At 28.4% G+C, this 19124-nt stretch carries 24 protein-coding genes and 1 tRNA gene; 20 read left to right on the top strand and 5 right to left on the bottom strand.

What is annotated here, in order from left to right; all coding sequences use genetic code 11:
* Positions 1-9: 9 nt before the first annotated feature.
* The 3 genes from OCV55_RS04135 to OCV55_RS04125 all read left to right on the top strand — a co-directional run bounded on the left by OCV55_RS04135 (position 10) and on the right by OCV55_RS04125 (position 4009).
* Positions 10-849, top strand: coding sequence for a Cof-type HAD-IIB family hydrolase (locus OCV55_RS04135; RefSeq protein WP_317991241.1), 840 nt, complete (start codon positions 10-12; stop codon positions 847-849).
* Positions 850-951: 102 nt separating this feature from the next.
* A complete protein-coding gene (locus OCV55_RS04130; RefSeq protein WP_147579892.1) occupies positions 952-1650 on the top strand; it encodes an ABC transporter ATP-binding protein in 699 nt (232 codons plus the stop codon).
* A gap of 1 nt (position 1651) precedes the next feature.
* Positions 1652-4009 (top strand): ABC transporter permease, encoded by a 2358-nt coding sequence (locus tag OCV55_RS04125; RefSeq protein WP_147579891.1) that lies wholly within the window; start codon positions 1652-1654, stop codon positions 4007-4009.
* Positions 4010-4033: 24 nt separating this feature from the next.
* Here the strand turns inward: OCV55_RS04125 and OCV55_RS04120 are convergent, their stop codons facing one another.
* Genes OCV55_RS04120 through OCV55_RS04110 form a run of 3 tightly spaced genes read right to left on the bottom strand, consistent with a single transcriptional unit; the run spans position 4034 to position 5193 of the window.
* The gene (locus OCV55_RS04120) at positions 4034-4432 is read right to left on the bottom strand and encodes a DUF6120 family protein (protein ID WP_032091481.1); all 399 of its coding nucleotides are present in this window, start codon (positions 4430-4432) and stop codon (positions 4034-4036) included.
* Positions 4433-4454: 22 nt separating this feature from the next.
* Complete coding sequence (locus OCV55_RS04115) at positions 4455-4862, bottom strand: DUF6120 family protein (RefSeq protein ID WP_147579890.1); 408 nt, start codon at positions 4860-4862, stop codon at positions 4455-4457.
* Positions 4855-5193, bottom strand: coding sequence for a PadR family transcriptional regulator (locus tag OCV55_RS04110; RefSeq protein WP_147579889.1), 339 nt, complete (start codon positions 5191-5193; stop codon positions 4855-4857). The genes OCV55_RS04115 and OCV55_RS04110 overlap by 8 nt, the downstream gene beginning before the upstream one ends.
* A 153-nt stretch (positions 5194-5346) precedes the next feature.
* Between OCV55_RS04110 and OCV55_RS04105 the strand changes: the two genes are divergently transcribed.
* From OCV55_RS04105 to OCV55_RS04080, 6 genes are all read left to right on the top strand, one after another.
* A complete protein-coding gene (locus OCV55_RS04105) occupies positions 5347-5775 on the top strand; it encodes a hypothetical protein (protein WP_147579888.1) in 429 nt (142 codons plus the stop codon).
* Positions 5776-5812: 37 nt separating this feature from the next.
* Positions 5813-6373, top strand: coding sequence for a hypothetical protein (locus OCV55_RS04100; RefSeq protein WP_032091478.1), 561 nt, complete (start codon positions 5813-5815; stop codon positions 6371-6373).
* A 203-nt stretch (positions 6374-6576) separates the two neighbouring features.
* Positions 6577-6867, top strand: a complete 291-nt coding sequence (locus OCV55_RS04095; protein WP_147579887.1) for a hypothetical protein — start codon at positions 6577-6579, stop codon at positions 6865-6867.
* Complete coding sequence (locus OCV55_RS04090) at positions 6864-7403, top strand: hypothetical protein (RefSeq protein ID WP_147579886.1); 540 nt, start codon at positions 6864-6866, stop codon at positions 7401-7403. Before OCV55_RS04095 ends, OCV55_RS04090 begins: the two co-directional genes overlap by 4 nt.
* Positions 7390-7647 (top strand): hypothetical protein, encoded by a 258-nt coding sequence (locus OCV55_RS04085; protein ID WP_267309811.1) that lies wholly within the window; start codon positions 7390-7392, stop codon positions 7645-7647. The genes OCV55_RS04090 and OCV55_RS04085 overlap by 14 nt, the downstream gene beginning before the upstream one ends.
* A complete protein-coding gene (locus OCV55_RS04080; RefSeq protein ID WP_267309810.1) occupies positions 7610-7879 on the top strand; it encodes a GNAT family N-acetyltransferase in 270 nt (89 codons plus the stop codon). The genes OCV55_RS04085 and OCV55_RS04080 overlap by 38 nt, the downstream gene beginning before the upstream one ends.
* A gap of 132 nt (positions 7880-8011) precedes the next feature.
* Here OCV55_RS04080 and OCV55_RS04075 read toward each other — a convergent pair whose 3' ends face one another.
* Positions 8012-8266, bottom strand: coding sequence for a hypothetical protein (locus OCV55_RS04075; protein WP_147579885.1), 255 nt, complete (start codon positions 8264-8266; stop codon positions 8012-8014).
* 326 nt (positions 8267-8592) lie between these two features.
* On the opposite strand from OCV55_RS04075, the gene OCV55_RS04070 reads away from it, so the two are divergent.
* From OCV55_RS04070 to OCV55_RS04040, 7 genes are all read left to right on the top strand, one after another.
* Complete coding sequence (locus OCV55_RS04070) at positions 8593-10032, top strand: amino acid permease (RefSeq protein WP_147579884.1); 1440 nt, start codon at positions 8593-8595, stop codon at positions 10030-10032.
* Between the two features lie 31 nt (positions 10033-10063).
* Positions 10064-11380 (top strand): M18 family aminopeptidase, encoded by a 1317-nt coding sequence (locus OCV55_RS04065; RefSeq protein WP_147579883.1) that lies wholly within the window; start codon positions 10064-10066, stop codon positions 11378-11380.
* 1 nt (position 11381) lies between these two features.
* Positions 11382-12020: a hypothetical protein gene (locus tag OCV55_RS04060; protein ID WP_052011132.1), complete on the top strand. Its 639-nt coding sequence runs from the start codon at positions 11382-11384 to the stop codon at positions 12018-12020.
* A gap of 56 nt (positions 12021-12076) precedes the next feature.
* Complete coding sequence (locus OCV55_RS04055; RefSeq protein ID WP_147579882.1) at positions 12077-13000, top strand: hypothetical protein; 924 nt, start codon at positions 12077-12079, stop codon at positions 12998-13000.
* An 11-nt stretch (positions 13001-13011) separates the two neighbouring features.
* A complete protein-coding gene (locus OCV55_RS04050; RefSeq protein WP_147579881.1) occupies positions 13012-13890 on the top strand; it encodes an HAD hydrolase family protein in 879 nt (292 codons plus the stop codon).
* An 88-nt stretch (positions 13891-13978) separates the two neighbouring features.
* Complete coding sequence (locus tag OCV55_RS04045; RefSeq protein ID WP_147579880.1) at positions 13979-14212, top strand: hypothetical protein; 234 nt, start codon at positions 13979-13981, stop codon at positions 14210-14212.
* Positions 14213-14407: 195 nt separating this feature from the next.
* A complete protein-coding gene (locus tag OCV55_RS04040; RefSeq protein WP_147579879.1) occupies positions 14408-14800 on the top strand; it encodes a hypothetical protein in 393 nt (130 codons plus the stop codon).
* Positions 14801-14942: 142 nt separating this feature from the next.
* Here the strand turns inward: OCV55_RS04040 and OCV55_RS04035 are convergent, their stop codons facing one another.
* Positions 14943-15827: a DMT family transporter gene (locus OCV55_RS04035; RefSeq protein ID WP_147579878.1), complete on the bottom strand. Its 885-nt coding sequence runs from the start codon at positions 15825-15827 to the stop codon at positions 14943-14945.
* 184 nt (positions 15828-16011) lie between these two features.
* Between OCV55_RS04035 and OCV55_RS04030 the strand changes: the two genes are divergently transcribed.
* From OCV55_RS04030 to OCV55_RS04015, 4 genes are all read left to right on the top strand, one after another.
* Positions 16012-16088 (top strand) — tRNA-Arg (locus OCV55_RS04030).
* Between the two features lie 239 nt (positions 16089-16327).
* Positions 16328-16780, top strand: coding sequence for a hypothetical protein (locus OCV55_RS04025; RefSeq protein WP_147358335.1), 453 nt, complete (start codon positions 16328-16330; stop codon positions 16778-16780).
* Positions 16781-16889: 109 nt separating this feature from the next.
* Positions 16890-17711, top strand: coding sequence for a ParA family protein (locus tag OCV55_RS04020; protein WP_147579877.1), 822 nt, complete (start codon positions 16890-16892; stop codon positions 17709-17711).
* Positions 17665-18621 carry a ParB/RepB/Spo0J family partition protein gene (locus OCV55_RS04015; RefSeq protein ID WP_147579876.1) on the top strand — a complete coding sequence of 319 codons (957 nt, stop codon included), beginning with the start codon at positions 17665-17667 and terminating at the stop codon, positions 18619-18621. The genes OCV55_RS04020 and OCV55_RS04015 overlap by 47 nt, the downstream gene beginning before the upstream one ends.
* Positions 18622-19124: the final 503 nt, after the last annotated feature.

The raw sequence follows: 19124 nt of genomic DNA, 5'->3' as shown, positions 1-19124 counted from the left end.
AGATAGATTATGGCAATTAAAGTAATAATTATGGATATTGATGGGACTTTAGTCAATGATGAAAAAGTCATTACACCACTTACTAAAGAAACCCTTTTAAAAGCACAAGATAAAGGGGTACGTTTGGTTTTAGCTTCAGGAAGACCAACAAGTGGATTATTAAAACTTGCTGAAGAATTGGATATGAGAAATCATCATGGTTTATTTGTATGTTTCAATGGTTCAAAAGTAGTTGATTGTCAAAGTCATGAGACACTTTATAATCATGCGATTTCAGTAGAAGATAGTAAAGCTGTCTTAGAACATTTAAAGAATTTTAAAGCAAGACCAATGTTTGATAAAGATGAATATATGTATGTTAATGATGTTTTTGATAATACAATTACATATAAAGGAAAACCATTTAATGTGATGCAATATGAATCAAGAGGAAATAACTACATCTTATGTGAAAAAAGAGATTTAGCAGCCTTTGTTGATTTTGAAATCAATAAAATTCTTACATTTGGTGATCCAGACTATTTACAAGCACATTATAAGGAAATGATGGAACCATTTAAAGATCGTTTAAACTGTATGTTTACATCTGATTTCTATTTTGAATATACTGCAAAAGGTGTTGATAAAGCCAAAGCTTTAGATAGTGTTTTAATTCCTATGGGTTATAAAAAAGAAGAAATGATGGCTTTTGGAGATGCTCAAAATGATAAATCAATGGTTGAATATGTTGGCTTAGGTGTGGCTATGGGAAATGCTTCAGATGAATTAAAAGCAGTAGCTAATGAAATTACAGATACAAATAATAATGATGGTATTGCCAAAGCCATTATGAAACATATTGAGTTATAAAAACGGAGAAATCCGTTTTTTTCTTTGAGATACTTGAAAAAAAAGGAAAGGGATAGTATTCTATAGTTAGTTAGATTAGGCTAACTATAGGAGGGGGATATTATGTTTTTATCAATCAAGGATCTTAAAAAAAGCTTTGGTGAAGATGAATATAAGACAGAAGTTTTAAAAGGTATTGATTTTGAAATAGAAAAAGGTGAAATTTGTGTTTTACTTGGGCCTTCAGGTTCTGGCAAATCAACACTGCTAAATATTATTGGAGGAATTGATCAACCAGATAGTGGCACAATTATGATTCAAGGGAAAACAATTTCAACATTAAAAGAAAAAGATCTAACAAATTATCGTCGTAATCATTTGGGATATGTTTTTCAAATGTATAATTTGATTTCACATTTAAATGTTGAACAAAATATTGATGTAGGAAAATATTTAAGTAAAAATCCATTAGATAAAGAAGAACTTTTACAAACACTTGGTTTAAAAGAACATCGTTATAAACAACCAAACCAATTATCTGGTGGTCAACAACAAAGAACTTCAATAGGACGTGCAATCATTAAAAATCCAGATTTATTGCTTTGTGATGAACCAACAGGGGCTTTAGATTATCATACATCAAAAGATATTTTACAATTGATTGAAGATGTTAATAAAAAATATGGTAATACAACTATTATTGTAACGCATAATGATGCAATTAAAGATATGGCTGATCGTGTGATTTATTTACATGACGGGCGTATTCGTGAAAATATTAAAAATACACATAAAATTCCAGCAAAGGATTTGAATTGGTAAAATGAAGAATCCATTATTTAAAAGATTACCATATATTTTAAAAGATGAAATTGCAAAATATTTAATTATATTTTTATTTATGGCAGGGTCTATTGGTCTTATTTCAGGATTTTTAGTGGCTGATGGCTCAATGATCAAGGCTTATAATGACAGTTTTGATAAATACAATATTGAAGATGGACATTTTCGTTTAAATGATTCTCTTTCAAAAGAAAATAAAAAGACTTTAGAAAAAGAAGGTGTCACAATTTATGATCTTAATTACATTGAAGAAGAAGTAGAATCTACAAGTACAATTCGTCTCTTTAAACCAAGAAATAAAGTCAATCAAGTATGTATTATGGATGGAAAACTTCCTCAAAGTAAAAATGAAATAGCAATTGACCGTATGTATGCCGATAATAATAATTACCAAGTAGGCCAAACCATCAAAGTAGGTAAAAAGAAGTTAAAAATTACGGGACTCGTCGCGTTATCAGATTATAGTGCTCTCTTTTCAAAAAACAGTGATTTAATGTTTGATGCTATTAAATTTGGAGTAGGAATTGTTTCTAATGAAGGATTTGAAAGCTTTAAAGATGCTAAAATCTACTATAACTATGCGTGGACATATAATGAAAAGGTTGATAATGAAGTTAATGCCAGCAATGATTTTTTAAACGTACTTGTTAAAAACGTTTCAGGAATTGATGATTATATTCCTCAATACGCTAACCAAGCCATCCATTTTACAGGTGATGATATGGGTGGAGATGAAGCAATGATGACAGTTTTACTTTATATCATTATTGGAATTCTTGCCTTTGTCTTTGCAATCACTACTAAAAATACTATTGAAAGTGAAGCACCAATGATTGGAACACTTCGCGCTATGGGATATACAAAAAAAGAAATGTTGATTCAATATATGACATTACCTATTCTTGTTTCTTTAGTTGCTTGTATTGTAGGAAATATTTTAGGATATACATATTTTAAAGATGTCATGGCCGGTATGTATTATGGAAGTTATAGCTTACCAACTTATGTAACGATTTGGTCTGGGGATGCTTTCATTAAAACGACAATCATTCCATTTATTATGATGGTTTTAATTAATTATGGTATTTTAATGAAATCTTTAAAATTATCACCTCTTAAATTTATGAAAAGAGATATTAAAAAAGTTAAAAAGAATAAAAAAACATTGGTATTGCATCGTTTGGGCTTCTTTTCTCAATTTAGATTAAGTGTTATTTTAAATAATTTATCAGGTTATATTACATTATTTGTGGGTGTTTTATTCGCAATTATTTTATTAATGTTTGGAATGGATATGCATCCTGTTCTCAATCATTATCAAGATATTGTTGTTAATAATATGACTGCTAAATATCAATATATTTTAAATACACCAGAATCAGTTGATACCACAGCCATTGAACAAGTTTTTCAAACGATTCCTCAAGAATTTAGAGATAGTTTCTTAAGTTTGATTGATGATCAATATGATGAAATGTATGATAACTATAAAACTAAAACCAAAGGGGCAGAAGCTTTTTCACTTTATTCATTAAAAACACTTCCAGAAAGTACAATAGAAGAAGATATTAGCCTCTATGGTTTACAAAATAATAGTCAATATATTCATATAAAATCATTACCAAAAAAGGGTGTTTATATTTCAAAAGATGTTGCTGATAAATATAATTTAAAAAAAGGAGATCGTATTTCTTTAAAAGAAAGCTATAAAGATTTACGTTATACTTTTGAAATTAAAGGTATTTATGATGCACCTGGTAGTATGGCACTTTATATGTCAAAGTCTTATTTTAATGAAGTTTTTAACTGTCAAGAAGGATACTTCAATGGTTATTTCTCTAATAAAAAAATAACAGATTTAAAAGATGACTATATCGCATCAACCATTACTCAAGATGATTTAACAAAAGTATCAAGACAATTAAATGTTTCAATGGGGAAAATGTTTTATCTGGTTGAAGGTTTTGCGATGATCATGTTTATCATGCTTATTTATCTTCTTACAAAGATGATTATTGAAAATAATAAAGTATCGATTTCCATGGTTAAAATTCTTGGATATACATCAAAAGAAATACAAAAAATGTATGTTCATGCCACAACGATTGTTATTATGATTTCAACGTTACTTTCTTTTGGAATAACAACATGGATCCTATCTTATGCTTTCAAAATTGTTTTTGAAAAATATGCAGGATGGCTTCCTTTCTATGTAGAAGGTAGTGTTTATATCAAGATGTTTATTATGACAGTTATTTCTTATTTGTTTGTCATGATGATTCAAATGAGAAAAATCAAGAAAATCCCAATGGATGAAGCGTTGAAGAATGTTGAATAAAAAAATAAGGCTCCGAAAGGAGCCTTATTCATTTTCTATGCGACTATCTTCAGTGATTTCTTCTACCCAATATCCATGAATACTGTCTCTTGCATCTTGGTAGAGTTTGTTGAAATGATAAATTTCTAAACACCAAATACCAATAGATATAAATATAATAATGGTTACTAATGTTTTAAAAATATATTTTTTATTAAGTTGCTTTATTATGTCATCGTTTTCTAAACTTTCAATATATGATCCAGCAACTTCATTAGGACTACCAAATTCATCTATGATATTTTGATAAGTACAATTAGGTTGAGTATTTGAAAATTCAATGATTTTTTGTGTTAGTAACTTTAGAAATTCTTTTTTATCTTTAGAATAAAAAGGAATAATTTTTTTAACATATTTTATATATTTTTTGATTTCTTTATTCATTTTTTACTCCTAATTTAAATACTTATTTTTCTTGTTTTTCTTTTGCTATTTTTTCTTTATATTCTTCAGCTGTATATGTTTTCATCTTTGTATGTTTTGCTTCATCAATCAATTGATTGATTCGATATCTTTCAAATCCCCAAACACTTATGCATAAAATAATTATGACAGAAATAAAAATATTTATAATTTTCTTTTTATTAAGTTTCTTTATAATTTCGTCACTATTTAAAGTTTCAATATAAGAACCAGCAACTTCATTAGGACTACCAAATTCATCTACGATATCTTGATAACTACAGGAGTCATGTTCATTAGAAAATTCAATGATTTTTTGTGTTAATAACTGTATAAATTCTTTTTTATCTTTTGAATGGATTGGAATAATTTTTTTAACGTATTTTATATATTTTTTTATATCGTTACTCATCTTTTTTGCCTTCACCATATGCAATGATTTCAAATACACCTTGCATATTCTTTCTAAATTCAATAATTGTTTGTTCTAAATATTCTTTTCCAATTGGTTCAATATGATAATAAACTCTGATTTTTTTATTAACGATCTCATCTCGACATGAAATATATTCTTTTTTTAATAAATTATGTACAACAGGATAAAGAGTACCTTCTTTAATATCTAATGAGCCATTGGAAATTTCTTTAATTAATTTTACTAATTCATATCCATAACAATCCTTTACTTTCAACAAACTTAAAACAAGCATATCAATATTAAAGAAACTGTTAGATTTTGCCATCTTTTATCACCCAAATTGATTATAACATATGAATTATTATAAACAAGATACTATTATAATAAAAGTATAATTGACATAATGGTAGAAAGACGTATAATGAAAGTAAGGAAAGCGCTTCCTTGATTCATAATATTATGGATGGAGGAAAAGAAAATGAAGAAACAATATGATGTTTGTCTTATTTATTTAAGCTATGTTTTTGAAATAATAGGTTTATTAGCATTTAAATACTTTGATAATTACATTTCTACCCATTGGATTACAATAGGAACGGATGGAAATCCCATTTATGGGGAAGTAGGCTTGCTTTATAATTTATCAGTTGTCATACATTATTTGTTTTATTTTATAATGTTTGTTTATTTTTTTATGATGATTAAAAAGGTTGTTTCTAAAGAATGTATTGATCTTAAAAGAAATACTTTTCTTTTATTTGGATTACTTGTAATTGATTTGGTTATGTATCATTTTTCAATTATGACAATGTTTCATTATTCAAGTGCCATAACTTTTATGTGCGTTGGTTTGATCATTAATATGGTTTTATATTTAAAATATCGTACGTATTTAATTAATAATTAAATGTTTGAGTGGTTTTAACAAGGAAGGGTGAAATAAAATGAAAGCAAAAATGATTTTATTACTGTTTGTTATGGGAGTAATATTAGGTGGATGTAGTGTAAAATCTAATAAGGATATTTTATTAGATGATACTAAAACAATCATAAAATATAGCCCTTATCAAAAAATGTTTATGGATTTGAATAGCAATTTTACAGAAGAAGATGTTAAAAAATATATGGGAGATCATCGATTGATAGGAGGCAGAAGTAGTTTAGGTGATTATTTTGAATATCACATATTTTTATCAAAAGATGACAATAAAAAAGCTTGTCAAGAATTTGTAGCAGTACGTTTTTTAAAAGATGGACAATTAGAAGGTTTTCGATATGTATCTCCAGAATTTGAAGGCTATGTATTTTATTATGCAAAAGGAGTGTTTTTAGAGTTTAATGATCAAAATGCAAAAGATTATTCAGGATATTATTATCGAAGTTTACCAAAAAAAGGAAATAAAAAAGGTTTAGAAATAGAATATAAAGATAATACAAAGAAAAGCACACCCTATTATCCTATTTCAAACGCCAAAGAAGCAATAAACTTTTTGATAGAAAAATAATATTTTAATAACCATTGTATTGTTGAAAAGTAAGTAAATATATAATAAAACCTTTTAAAAATTATAATAAGGAGAAAAATATGAAAAGAAATATTGGAAAATATGCTTTATGGGTTACTTTATTTTTAATAGCAGTAGTTGTATTTTGTCTTTCATTGATTTGGCTTTCTCTTGCCTGCATGTAAAGGAAAGGATGAAATTTTATGTTTTATTGGATAGCGATAGAAATTATTTTTCTTATACGTATTGTAGGACAAATTATACAATTGCTAAATAAGGAAAATAACTATGGATTGATCATTATTAGAATTTCTAATGTTTTAGGAATACTGTTGATTGCATTAGCTTTTATACAAAATCCAATTCATGAAATGAATAGAGTAAAAGATAAATATTGGGATTATTATCCAATATATCTTGTAACAGTATTTATTGATCTTATTTTAGAAGTTTTACTTCGACGTAGATTATATAAAAAGGAAGAAAAGTTATGAAAAAATTGATTATAAAAATATGTGCATTCATGATTTTGATAACACTTTTTACAGGATGTCATCCACAAAATAAATTATATTCATTTGAAACAAAGAAAATAGATGATCAAGTTATTTTGATTTTAAAAAATACTTCAAATAAACCAATTGATCTATCATTAAAAGATCAAAAAATTAAATGTTTACCGGTAAATAAAGAAACTGCTTTTATCTTTAAAAAAGAGGAATTTAAAGATACTTATTATGACGAAATAGAAGCAAAAGAAAGTACCCAATATCAAGAGTATAATAATTTTGATATCGATCGTATAACTGATATTTCTTTACAACAATTAAATGAATGCATTAAGAAAACAAAAAATGATAAAAAGAAATGTTATGGGGAAGCTATTGTTTTCTTTTATCAAAATAAAGACCTTGTAGATATCCAAAAACATGATTTTATTTTAAAAGGAAAAGAAAAAGTAATCGCTTTTGAAAGTTCAAAAATATGGGATGATACAAAGATAATAGAAAATATATATGAAAAAAATTAGTTTGAAATCAGAGGATTTTATAGAAATATGTAATGGTGTTGATTATTTAGATCAAGTAAAAGAATTAATTATAGAATATACAAAGCGTTTGGGACGTGATTTATCTTTTCAAAATATTGATGAAGAATTAGGAAATCCAGCAAAAAAATATACAGCTCCTGAAGGAGAAATTTTAGTAGCTGTAGAAGATGAAAAAGGTGATAGGAATGGTTGCCTATCATCGCCATTCAAAGAGTCACTGTGAAATGAAATGCTTGTATGTAAAACCAAAATATAGAGAAAATAAATTAGGTAAAAAGCTTGTTTTAGAAATTTTAGAGTATGCTAAAAAAGCAGGTTATATAGAAATGGTGTTGGATACGATTATTCCTTTACAATCAGCAATTCATCTTTATAAAAAGGTAGGATTTGTTGAACGTGAGGCGTATTATCATAATCCGATGGATGATGTTTTGTATTTTAAAAAGATACTTTAAGTTATTGGGCAACCAATAACTTTTTTCTCACAATTTTTTACTTTTTTCCCAAAACAGCATGTCATTTGGGAGAAAAGTAAAAAATGGGCAATTATTGAGTGATAAAAAAAAGAGAGGCAAAACCTCTCATAATTATTTTATGTTCTTTTTCCAATAGTGCTGTATTTGTTCGAGCTCTTCATAATTGATTCTTAAAATATGATCTTTAATTTGTTTGATGAAATTGTCTCTAGAATGAGGACTGCTAAAATAGAAGGGTCTACCCTGAATGTGATCACTATCTAAAATTTCTATCAACATTTTAGAATATTCTACTTTGTAGATTTTTTTAGGATGGTTATTTTGGTCACAATGAATCATGTCTTTAAAATATAATGTATTTTCCATATTTGTCACCTCTTTTGATTTATATTAACAAAGCGGGCATGTGTTTGATGAAATAAATAGGTGTTTAAAAGGTAAATATTTGGTGTTAAATAGAAATGAATAATAATAAAAGTTTATTGATGATAAAAATAGAATATTATATTTTGGGATAAATGTATGCTTTTTTAGACAATTTACGGATAAATGTCTAAAAAAGAGCACAATGAAATAAAATATATAGCATTTATCGACATAATACGATATAATTGTTTATTGTGAAGTACAATGTTTGTATTTTATTTAAGAATAAACGACCTAAGTTATTCAAAAAATACGGAGGTAAAATCATGGAAGATTCAAAAAAAATCAAGTGGTATGGTTTAGCTTTCATGGCGTTTTCTACTGTTTGGGGATTTGGAAACGTTTTAAATGGCTTTATCTACTTCAATGGTATCCAAGTAGTTTTTAGTTGGGTATTAATGTTCGCACTTTATTTTGTTCCTTACGCTTTAATGGTGGGAGAACTAGGGTCTGCGTTTAAAAATTCTGGTGGAGGAGTAAGTTCTTGGGTACATGAAACATTTGGTCCTAAACTTGCATACTATGCTGGATGGACATATTGGGCATGTCACGTTACTTATATTGCAAGTAAAGGTAGTGGAGGTTTAAAAGCATTAAGCTGGGCAATTTTTAGAAATGCTGAAGTTTATGATTCACTTCCAACATTATATGTGCAACTTGCTACACTTGCAGTATTCTTATTTTTCTGTTGGTTTGCTAGTAGAGGGTTAAACCCACTTAAACAATTAGCAACAGTTGCAGGAACAAGTATGTTCGTTATGTCAATCTTATATATCTTAATGATGTTTGCTGCACCAGCAATTAATCCAAATGGGGGATATTTATCATTAGATTTTAGTTTTGACAAAATTGTTCCACAATTTAATGTCAATTATTTTACATCACTTTCTATTTTGGTATTTGCAGTTGGTGGGTGTGAAAAAATTTCACCTTATGTAAATAAAGTAGAAAATCCTTCAAAAGGATTCCCAAAAGGGATGATTGCACTTGCAATCATGGTTATGGTATGTGCTATTTTAGGTACATTTGCTATGGGTATGATGTTTGATCCAACTGTAATCAATGCATCACCAGAATCATTTAATTCTTATGTATCAAATGGTGCTTACTGGTCATTCCAAAAATTAGGTCAATACTATCATATGGGAGATGCATTACTAATTATTTACGCATTATGTAATATGATTGGACAATTCTCAACATTAGTATTAAGTATTGATGCACCACTTAGAATGTTATTAGATAATGAAGATGCTAGACAATTTATTCCATCTAAATTATTAAAACAAAACAAATATGGTGCTTATGTTAATGGAATTAAAATGGTTGTGGCTTTATCTGGAAGTATTATTTTAATTCAAATCATTGGTGGAAAAGGGGCTGCTGGAGTATTAGCCCAATTAAATAAATTAAATTCAGTATGTATGCCAATGCGTTATGTTTGGGTATTTCTAGCTTATATTGGTTTAAGAAAAGCCTATGATAAGATCCCAGCTGATTATCGCTTTGTTAAGAGTCAACCAGTTGCTTTATTCTTTGGTGGTTGGTGTTTCTTTGTAACAGCTGCATGTTGTATCATGGGTGTATACTCAACTGATTTATTTACTTTAGTTTTAAATATTATTACGCCAATTGTATTAACAGCGTTAGGATTAATTTTACCAGCTATTGCTAAAAGAGAAAAAGCCAACGCTATTACAGAATAATTGTGATAAAATATAGAAGAGGTGTTAGAAAATGTATAGGGGAATTTCAGAAGAATTATTAGATTTTTTACAAAAAAGTCCTACAGCATTCCATGCTGTTGAAAACATTAAAAAAGAATTAAACAAAGATGGATTTGTTGAATTATTAGAGGGAAAACCTTGGAAAATGGCTCCAGGTGGAAAATATTATGTTACTCGTAATAATTCAAGTATTATTGCTTTAAAGGTCGGAAGCAATTTAGAAAATTATAGTTTTAATGTTGCTGCTTCACATAGTGATTGCCCAACTTTCAAATTAAAAGAAAATGCTGAATTAGAAGTAAAGGGTAAATACACACAATTAAATACAGAAGGTTATGGAGGAATGATTTGTTCAACTTGGTTTGATAAACCATTATCTATTGCTGGACGTTTATTAATTAAAGATGGAAATGAATTAAAAACACAATTAATTAATATTGATCGTGATTTAGTTTTAATTCCAAATATGGCTATTCATATGAACAGAGCGGTCAATGATGGTTATGCATATAATAAACAAATTGATATGCTTCCTTTATTTGGCGGGGCTGATTGTAAACCAGGTGACTTTATGAAACTCGTTGCTAAAGAAGCAGGAGTTCAAGTAGAAGATATTTATGGTAGTGATTTATATCTATATAATCGTACAGCGCCATCTATCTGGGGAGCTAACGATGAATTTATTTCAAGCCAACATTTAGATGATTTACAATGTGCTTTTACTTCATTAAAAGGATTCTTAGCTGGTGGAAATGATCAATCAATTGATGTATTAGCTTGCTTTGATAACGAAGAAGTTGGTTCAGGAACAAAACAAGGAGCTGCTTCAACACTTTTATATGATGTTTTAAAACGTGCTAACAGTGCACTTGGAAAAACAGAAGAAGATTTCTATTGTGCAATTGCTTCAAGTTTTATGTTATCTGCTGATAATGCACATGCAGTTCATCCACATCATCCACAAAAAACAGACGCAACAAACTGTGTTTATATGAATGAAGGAATTGTTGTAAAATCTCACGCAGGTCAAAAATATACAAGCGATGCGGTAAGTGTTGCAGTATTTAAAGATTTATGTAAAAAAGCCAATGTACCTGTACAATTCTTCGCAAATCGTTCAGATGAAGCGGGAGGAAGTACTTTAGGAAATATCGCAATGGCACAAGTTTCTATGAATAGTGTAGATATCGGTTTACCACAACTTGCAATGCACTCTACATATGAAACTGCTGGTATTAAAGATACTTATTATATGATTCAAGTCATGACAGAGTTCTTTAATAGTCATATTAGCGAAGTAAATAGTCATTCGTTAAAGGTAGATTAAGATGAAAGAAAAGAAGTATGATTTATATTTTGAAAATAGTGTTAAAGTAAAAAGTTTAAATGATGATTATTTTAAATGTTATCAAGAAATTGAAAAATGCTTGTTTAAAAAACGAAAAGATGTTTTAAAGACAAATATTTTACTTTCTGAAATTCTTGATCAAATGAAATCTTTTCAAGATCAAGGAAAAACAGTTCAACAAGTGATGACTAAAGGAAGTCAAGCATTTGTTGATCAAATAGATAGAAAAATAAATTACAAAGAAAAAATCAATCAATTAAAACAAAGAGATTCTAATAAATATGAAATGTCTGGAATATTACTTACCATGTGTATATATATTGTGCTTCTTTTTGTTAAAGAATTGGTAGGAAATCATTATTTAATTAATTATTATATTGATTTATTAGTAGCAGTCATTATGCTTGTTATAAGTGTTAAGCAGCTTTTAAATCAAAGACAATTGATTAAACGATATCAAGTTTCATTTCAACCTTTTATCATTGAAATAGTAAGTATTGTTATATCATTATTGATTTCAATCTTATTTTATAACAGTCCTTTTGATATCACTTTTGTTATTTTAGTTGTCGCATTTTTTACAAGTAAGAAAATGTATTCAAAATCCTTAAGCAATTAAGGATTTTTTCTTTGCATTCATTCAAATTTATAGTAAAGTATTAGAAGGTGATAAAAATGGAAAAAGAAATCATATTAGAAAACTTAGATGAAAATATTGTAAATGAAGCAACATTTTACAATCAACAAAATATACCGTCACAAATCTCTAAAGCACTTTATTTATATGGAAGTACCACAGATTATCAAGTACTTGGATTTGTTGATGCCAGCGATGATGGTAGTCAAGGAATGATTTTTACAGATCAAGGTGTTTATTTTTGTTTTAAAGAGCCTCATTCCTTTTTATATGAAGATATAGAAGAATTAGTACTAGTAAAAAAAGAAGAAGGTTTTGATTTTTATGCGAAAATCAAAACAAAAGCAAATACTTTTGTTTTTAAAAATAAATATTTAAATTTAAAAGGATTTATTGAATGTTTAAGTGAAATTTTAGAAATGCCTGTTCATTATGAAATGTCAGCTTATGAAAAAGTAGAATACTTTGTACCAATTGTTTTAAATGATTTAAAAGAAGATGTTTATGAAGATTTAGAACTTAACGAACAACACTTCCAACAAATTAAAGATATTGAACATGAATTAGAAATGGCAAAAGAACTTAAAGATTTAGATTATCAAGATGAATGTCGTTCTTTATGTCGTTATTGTTTAGATTTCTTTGAAAGTTTAGGATTGGATAGTGATGAAATTGATGCTTTAAATGAAGCACAAAGTTTCTTTGATCAACAAGATAGTCAAGAAAACCAGCAATTAGAAGGGGCTAAACGTTGGGTCGATGAAATGATGAGTAATTATCAAAATGGTGATACAGGAATGTATGATCAAATGAAATCAACGATGGAAAGTTTAGGTATTGATGAAGAAAGACTTAAGAATATGTCTAATGAAGAAGTTGATCAATATGTTAAAGAAATGTGTAAAAAATTTGGTATTTCACAAAGTTTGTTTGATAAATTAAAAGATAGATTTGGAAAATAGAGGGAATTAGAATGATTAAATTAGTTGTATTAGATGTTGATGGAACAAGTATTGATAGAGATAATCATTTTTATGATGATGATATTAAAGAAATTGATTTTTATAAAAAAAAGGGCATTGAATTTATGTTTGCTTCAGGTAGAGATATGAATATGATGCTTGATATGATTGAAAAGTCTCATGTAGATGGAGATTTGATTATTAATAATGGGACACAATATCGAAATATTGAAGGAACTAAAAATATTGTGCATCCAATGGATGAAGATGCTTTTAGAAAGATGATTCCTATTTTACAAAAACATAATTATCATATTTCTATTCATACAACAAAAGGAAAATATATTTTAACAGATTTTGAAAGTTATTGGGACTTACATGTTAAATTATTAATGAAAGGTCGTGAGGGCGTTACTTTAGAAGACCTTCCAAATACGACATTCTTTAGAAGATGGGGATATTTAAATGATTGTACGTCGGTTTCTTCAATTGATGAAATTTATCAACAAGGAGCACTTCCTTTAAAAGTAGATGCTAGACATTTAAATCCTGAAGAAGCAAAGGGCGTAAGAGAACTTTTAGATTGTATACCTCATTTAAACATTTCTTCATCATATGAAGATAATATTGAAATTACTTGTGATGATTATGATAAAGGAATTATGTTAAGAGAAGTTTTAAAATTAAAAGGATTGACTCTTGATGAAGTAGCAACTTTTGGAGATGGTTTAAATGATGTATGTATGTTAAAAGGATTTCCTTATAGTTTTACACCAGCTAATGGATGTAAGGAGGCTAAAGAAGCAGCAACCTATACACTTACTAAAACAGGTGGAAATGGTGCTATTCAAGAAGGACTTCATATTTTAAAAGATTTAGATTTGATTTAACTTTCAAAGTAAAAGCTTTGAAAGTTTTTCTTTTTTTAAAGAAAAACGTCAAAAAATTGTCTATATAATAATAGGAGGGATAAATTAAATGGACCAAGTACTAGAAATTACATCAAATGATCATATTATCATGCTCGATAAACTCTGTAAAAGAATATTAGGACATCCAGAAACTTTAGGAAGAATCACCAAAGGCTTTGTTAAAGAAGCTAAGGATGTCTCTTTAGAAGAAATCATTGAAATTATTAAAGGAAAGAAAGATCAGGAAGGAAATTATTATTTTCAACAACTCAATAATGTTATTGATATACCTCATCATTGAAAAGTAGAATTTGATTATTTCTGTTATATCAATCTGTCACAAGTTGATGGAACAATGAAAAGAATCTAACTGGATGTAGAAATACAAAATGTAGAGAATCCTGGCTATGCTTTGCTTACAAGAGGAAATGATTATCTTTCAAGAATAATTACCAGTCAAAATGGTAAAGAATAGGATTATCGAAATTATGATGGGATGAAAAAAGCCTATGTGATATGGATACTGCCACAGGCAGCTAAAAAAGGAGATGGACATGTCAATCGAATAAGTTCTAAATTAGAAAATATCAGTGGAAGTACTATTGAAAGGTTAGAAAGTTATGATAAAAGCGAACAGATTATGGTATACTTAAATAAAGATTATGATATCAAAGAGAAGTATGAGGGTAGTGATTGGATCAAGGCACCGTTAGTCATCTTTTTAAATAATACATATGATCTTTTGAAAAAGAAAGAGATCATGAAAGAATATGGATTTGAAGAAATAGAGAAGGAGGTTGAAAAGATGTGTGATTTAGGAAAAATGATAGCGAGAGAAAATATAGAAAAAGGATTAGTACAAGGACAAAAAAGAAAAATATTGAACTGATTACAGATTTGATGAATAGCTTAAGTATTTCATTTTCAAAAGCGGTTGAATTGTTAAAAGTTTCTAAAGATAAAGTTTTAGAAATAGAAAAATATTTTAAATCATAAAAAAATGGCAAAAAGTTAAATACTTTATGTCATTTTTATGAAGCTTTCTTTTTATAAGATAATATAAAGATTGTAGACATAACCATAATAAAACCTAATACATCCATTAATGTAAAAGGAGAATGTAACCATAAACACATGCAAATCGTTGCACTTAATGGTTCAACTGCAGCAATTAATGAAGCTCTCATAGGTCCAATAAGATTGACTCCTATAAGATACATTGAAAAAGCTAAAACAGTTCCGATAACAATAATTCCTACCATTGCTAAATAGCCATAGATATCTAAAGAAACAGAGATATTCCAAACACGGCCAATTATTCCTAATACGACGCCACCTATAATCATGGCATAGCCTGTAGGAATCAAACTGCCGTATTTATTCATGATATGTCGAGGAAGCAATGAATAAAATGAAGCAGCCAATCCTGCCATCACTCCCCAAAACAATCCTTCAAAAGATAAGATCATTTCATGAATATTTCCATGTGTTGCTAGGATGAAGGTTCCACCAAAAGCTAAAATAACACAAAGAAGTTCTTTTTTATAAGGAAGTCTTTTACAAACAAGACATGTATAGAACATAATAAAGATTGGATTCAAGTATTGTAGTATAGCTGCGGTTGAACTGTTTGAATAATAGATTGTTGTCATATAGGAATATTGACAAAACATTAATCCTAATAGTGCAAACAAAATAAGTTGAAAGACATCATTTTTATTATTCCAAATACTTAATGTCTTTTTTGTATCTTTGATAAAACAAACACTTAATAGAATGATTCCTGCAAAGATCATACGCAATGTTGTAAGCCACATTGTATTTAAATGATAAGTTTGAAATAGAAACTGTCCCATGGTTCCTGAAATACCCCAAAATGTACCACCTAATAATGTAATAATAATTCCTTTTTTCATAACCTCACCCCATGGATGACATTCTAACAAATATTGATTTAAAATACTATATTTGATACATTATTTATCTCTAATATGATAGAATATATTTGCTGGTGCTATAGCTTAGCTGGATAAAGCGTACGTCTCCGGAGCGTAAACGGGTGTTTAGCTAAAATGATTATAATTTCTACAAAAAATATATGGTACTTTAGCTCAGTTGGATAGAGTATGTGCCTCCGGAGCACAGGGTCATGGGTTCGAATCCCATAAGTACCGCCATTTTTATTGGTTTTTCTATTAAAAATAGGATGTTTGATAGGTATTATTACTTATTAAATATCCTTTTTTCTTTCTAATGAAGTTAAGAACTTTTTTTGATTTTTTTTCTAACAAAAATAGGACTTTTCTAACAAACTAGATAACATATTAGAAATTAAAAGGAACTAAGTAAACAATTTAATAAGCAAAGGAGATTCAAAATGGATCTCCTTTTTTCATATAAAGGAGGTGATGAACTTATGAATAATGTATTGCTTTATTTTGCTTTGAAGCATGATGGTGACTTTGAAAAAATATATAATGATATAAAAGCAAAAGTTCCTGTAGATGAAAATGAATTTATTAAATTAAAAAGAGGATTGAAAACAAAGTATGTAACAATTTTAGATAACAACTATCCTACAGTTTTGAAACAAATTGCATGTCCACCATTCGTTTTATTCTATGAGGGTAATATAAGACTTGCTAAAGATTTAGTGGTTGGAGATGCTTTTATATATTCTTCTTTTAATAATAAAAGGTATTTAAGCACAGTTGAACCATCAGCTGACAGAGGAAAATTCTGTTTTGACTATATCATTGCTTCTGAAAGTCATGATAATTTTTTTAAACTTAGAGAGCATGTAATGGATAAGAAAGTTCCATTAAAAGACTACAGTAAAAATACAAAACATAAACAACAAGAAAGATAGCATCTAAAAGTCATCATAGTAGATGGCTTTTTTACATAGCCAATCATTGATTGGCAAAAAAGAAAGGAGGTTAATTTAATGCTATATATAAAGATAGGAGTGATTACAAATGAGCAAAGTAATAGCAATTGCAAATCAAAAGGGTGGTGTAGGTAAAACAATGACATCTGTTAGTTTAAGTGCATGTCTTGCATTAAATAACAAAAAGGTATTGCTGTTAGATTTAGATCCACAAGGACATTCAACAAAAGCATTTGGATTTTATGACAGAACACAATATCCTTTATCTATGAAGGATGTTATTGTATCAGTTATTGAAGATATACCACTTGATAGAGAACAGCTAATACTTCACAGTAATGAAAATGTTGATATTGTTCCATCAAATATTTCTCTTGCAGGAATAAATTCTAAATTAGAAAGTGCTATGTGTAGAGAAACGGTATTGAAAAGATTTATTGATACCGTAAAAGATGATTATGATTATGTCATTATAGATACAAATCCGTCACTGGATAATCTACCTATTAATGCTCTTACTGCTTCAGATAAAGTTGTTATAACTGTACAAGCAGAGCCTTATGCTGTTGAAGGTATGGCTGACTTATTAAGATCAATTAATATGGTTAGAAGAAACCTTAACCATGATTTAAAAATTGAAGGTGTGTTGATTACAATGACAAATGAAAGAACCAATCTATCAAAGAAAATCACACACGAAGTTAGAGAAAATTTTGGAGGTCATATCAAGGTATTTGATACAACAATTCCAAGATGTACAAAGGCAGCAGAAAGTACAGGAATAGGAGAAAGTATATTTCAATATGATCCAAAAGGTGCAGCAACTAAAGCTTATGAAGCTTTTACAAAGGAGGTCATCTTAAATGCCGAAAAAGAGCATAAACGACATAAGAGTTCCTACGTACGATGATTTATTTACCAACGAAGAACAAAGACAGGAGGCAAAACTAGAAAAGATAATGGAAGTTCCTGTTGAAGATATTCAGGAGTTTAAAAATCATCCGTTTAGAGTTAGAAATGATGAACAAATGTCTGAACTTGTAAAAAGTGTTTCAGAAAATGGTATTTTAGTTCCTGTTCTTGTAAGACCACATCCAAATGGTCACGGATACGAAATGATTTCTGGTCATAGAAGAATGAATGCAGCAATGGTAAATGGTCAAGAAAAGATACAGGCTATTGTAAGAGAACTTACTGATGACCAAGCAACAATCATTATGGTTGATTCAAATATACAAAGGGAAAACATTTTACCAACTGAAAGAGGATTTGCTTACAAATTGAAATTAGATGCAATGAAACATCAAGGTAAAAGAAGTGATATAACTTCTACCCAAGTTGGGCAGAAGTTGAAAAATAAGTACTCAATTGAACAACTGGCAGAAGATGTTGGCAACACAAGGACACAGATTCAACGATTTATTCGTTTAACTGAATTAATTGAACCGTTGCGAGATATGGTCGATGGTTTAAGAAGTGATGGAAAAAAGATTGCATTTAATCCTGCTGTAGAACTTTCATATCTTTCAAAAGAAAATCAACAACTTGTTGTAAAAAATATAGAAGGACTTGATTTAACACCCTCACATGCTCAAACAATAAGAATGAAGGAGTTGTCAAGAGAAAATCGTCTAGATGAAAATGTTATTTATTCAATAATGACGGAAGAAAAAGCGAATCAGAAAGAAAAATTGTCGTTTAAAATGGAGGATATTAATGAATACTTTCCAAAAAACTATACGCCTAGAGAAAAAAGTGAAGTTATATTGAAACTTTTAAAAGGATGGTCAAAAAGAAGAAATAAAGATCAAGAAAGATGACAGTTACATATATAACTGTATTTTTTGTACATTTTATTTCAGCAGACTTAGTGAAGGGGGAGTCTGTTTTTTGTGGGGAAATGTGACTCGGTTTTCCCCTAAGAACCCCTTTCCTGTTATCTTACTGGGAAAAGTAATATTAGTATAGAAGAGAAAAATAAACAATTTTTATTTTATATATGTGAATAATTATATAAATTGACAATGAAAAAGCTTACATAGTAAAATTTAATAAAGATAAAATGGAGGTGAATTCTTGTGAGGTCTTTGAAAAAGTATATATATCCAACACTATCAGATAGAGTGTATGAGATATTGGGCGAAAATTATTTTTTGATTTTGTACCCAGTTTTGTTGTTTTTTATCATTGCTGAAAAATATCTTAATATAATATCCTTCGATGGTTTAGTTTATTTTACATTACTTTTGTTGAGACGAAAATTAGTTTATCTCGATTTTCATTTTAAGAAGATATCTATTATTTTTTGGACGATTACTCTGCT

Origin of the sequence: [Clostridium] ammoniilyticum (assembly GCF_025566905.1) — a bacterium.
Taxonomy (GTDB): Bacteria; Bacillota_I; Bacilli_A; order Erysipelotrichales; family Coprobacillaceae; genus Faecalibacillus; species Faecalibacillus intestinalis.
Note: the sequence above shows the minus strand (reverse complement) of the source record. Positions and strands in the feature narration are given on the sequence as shown.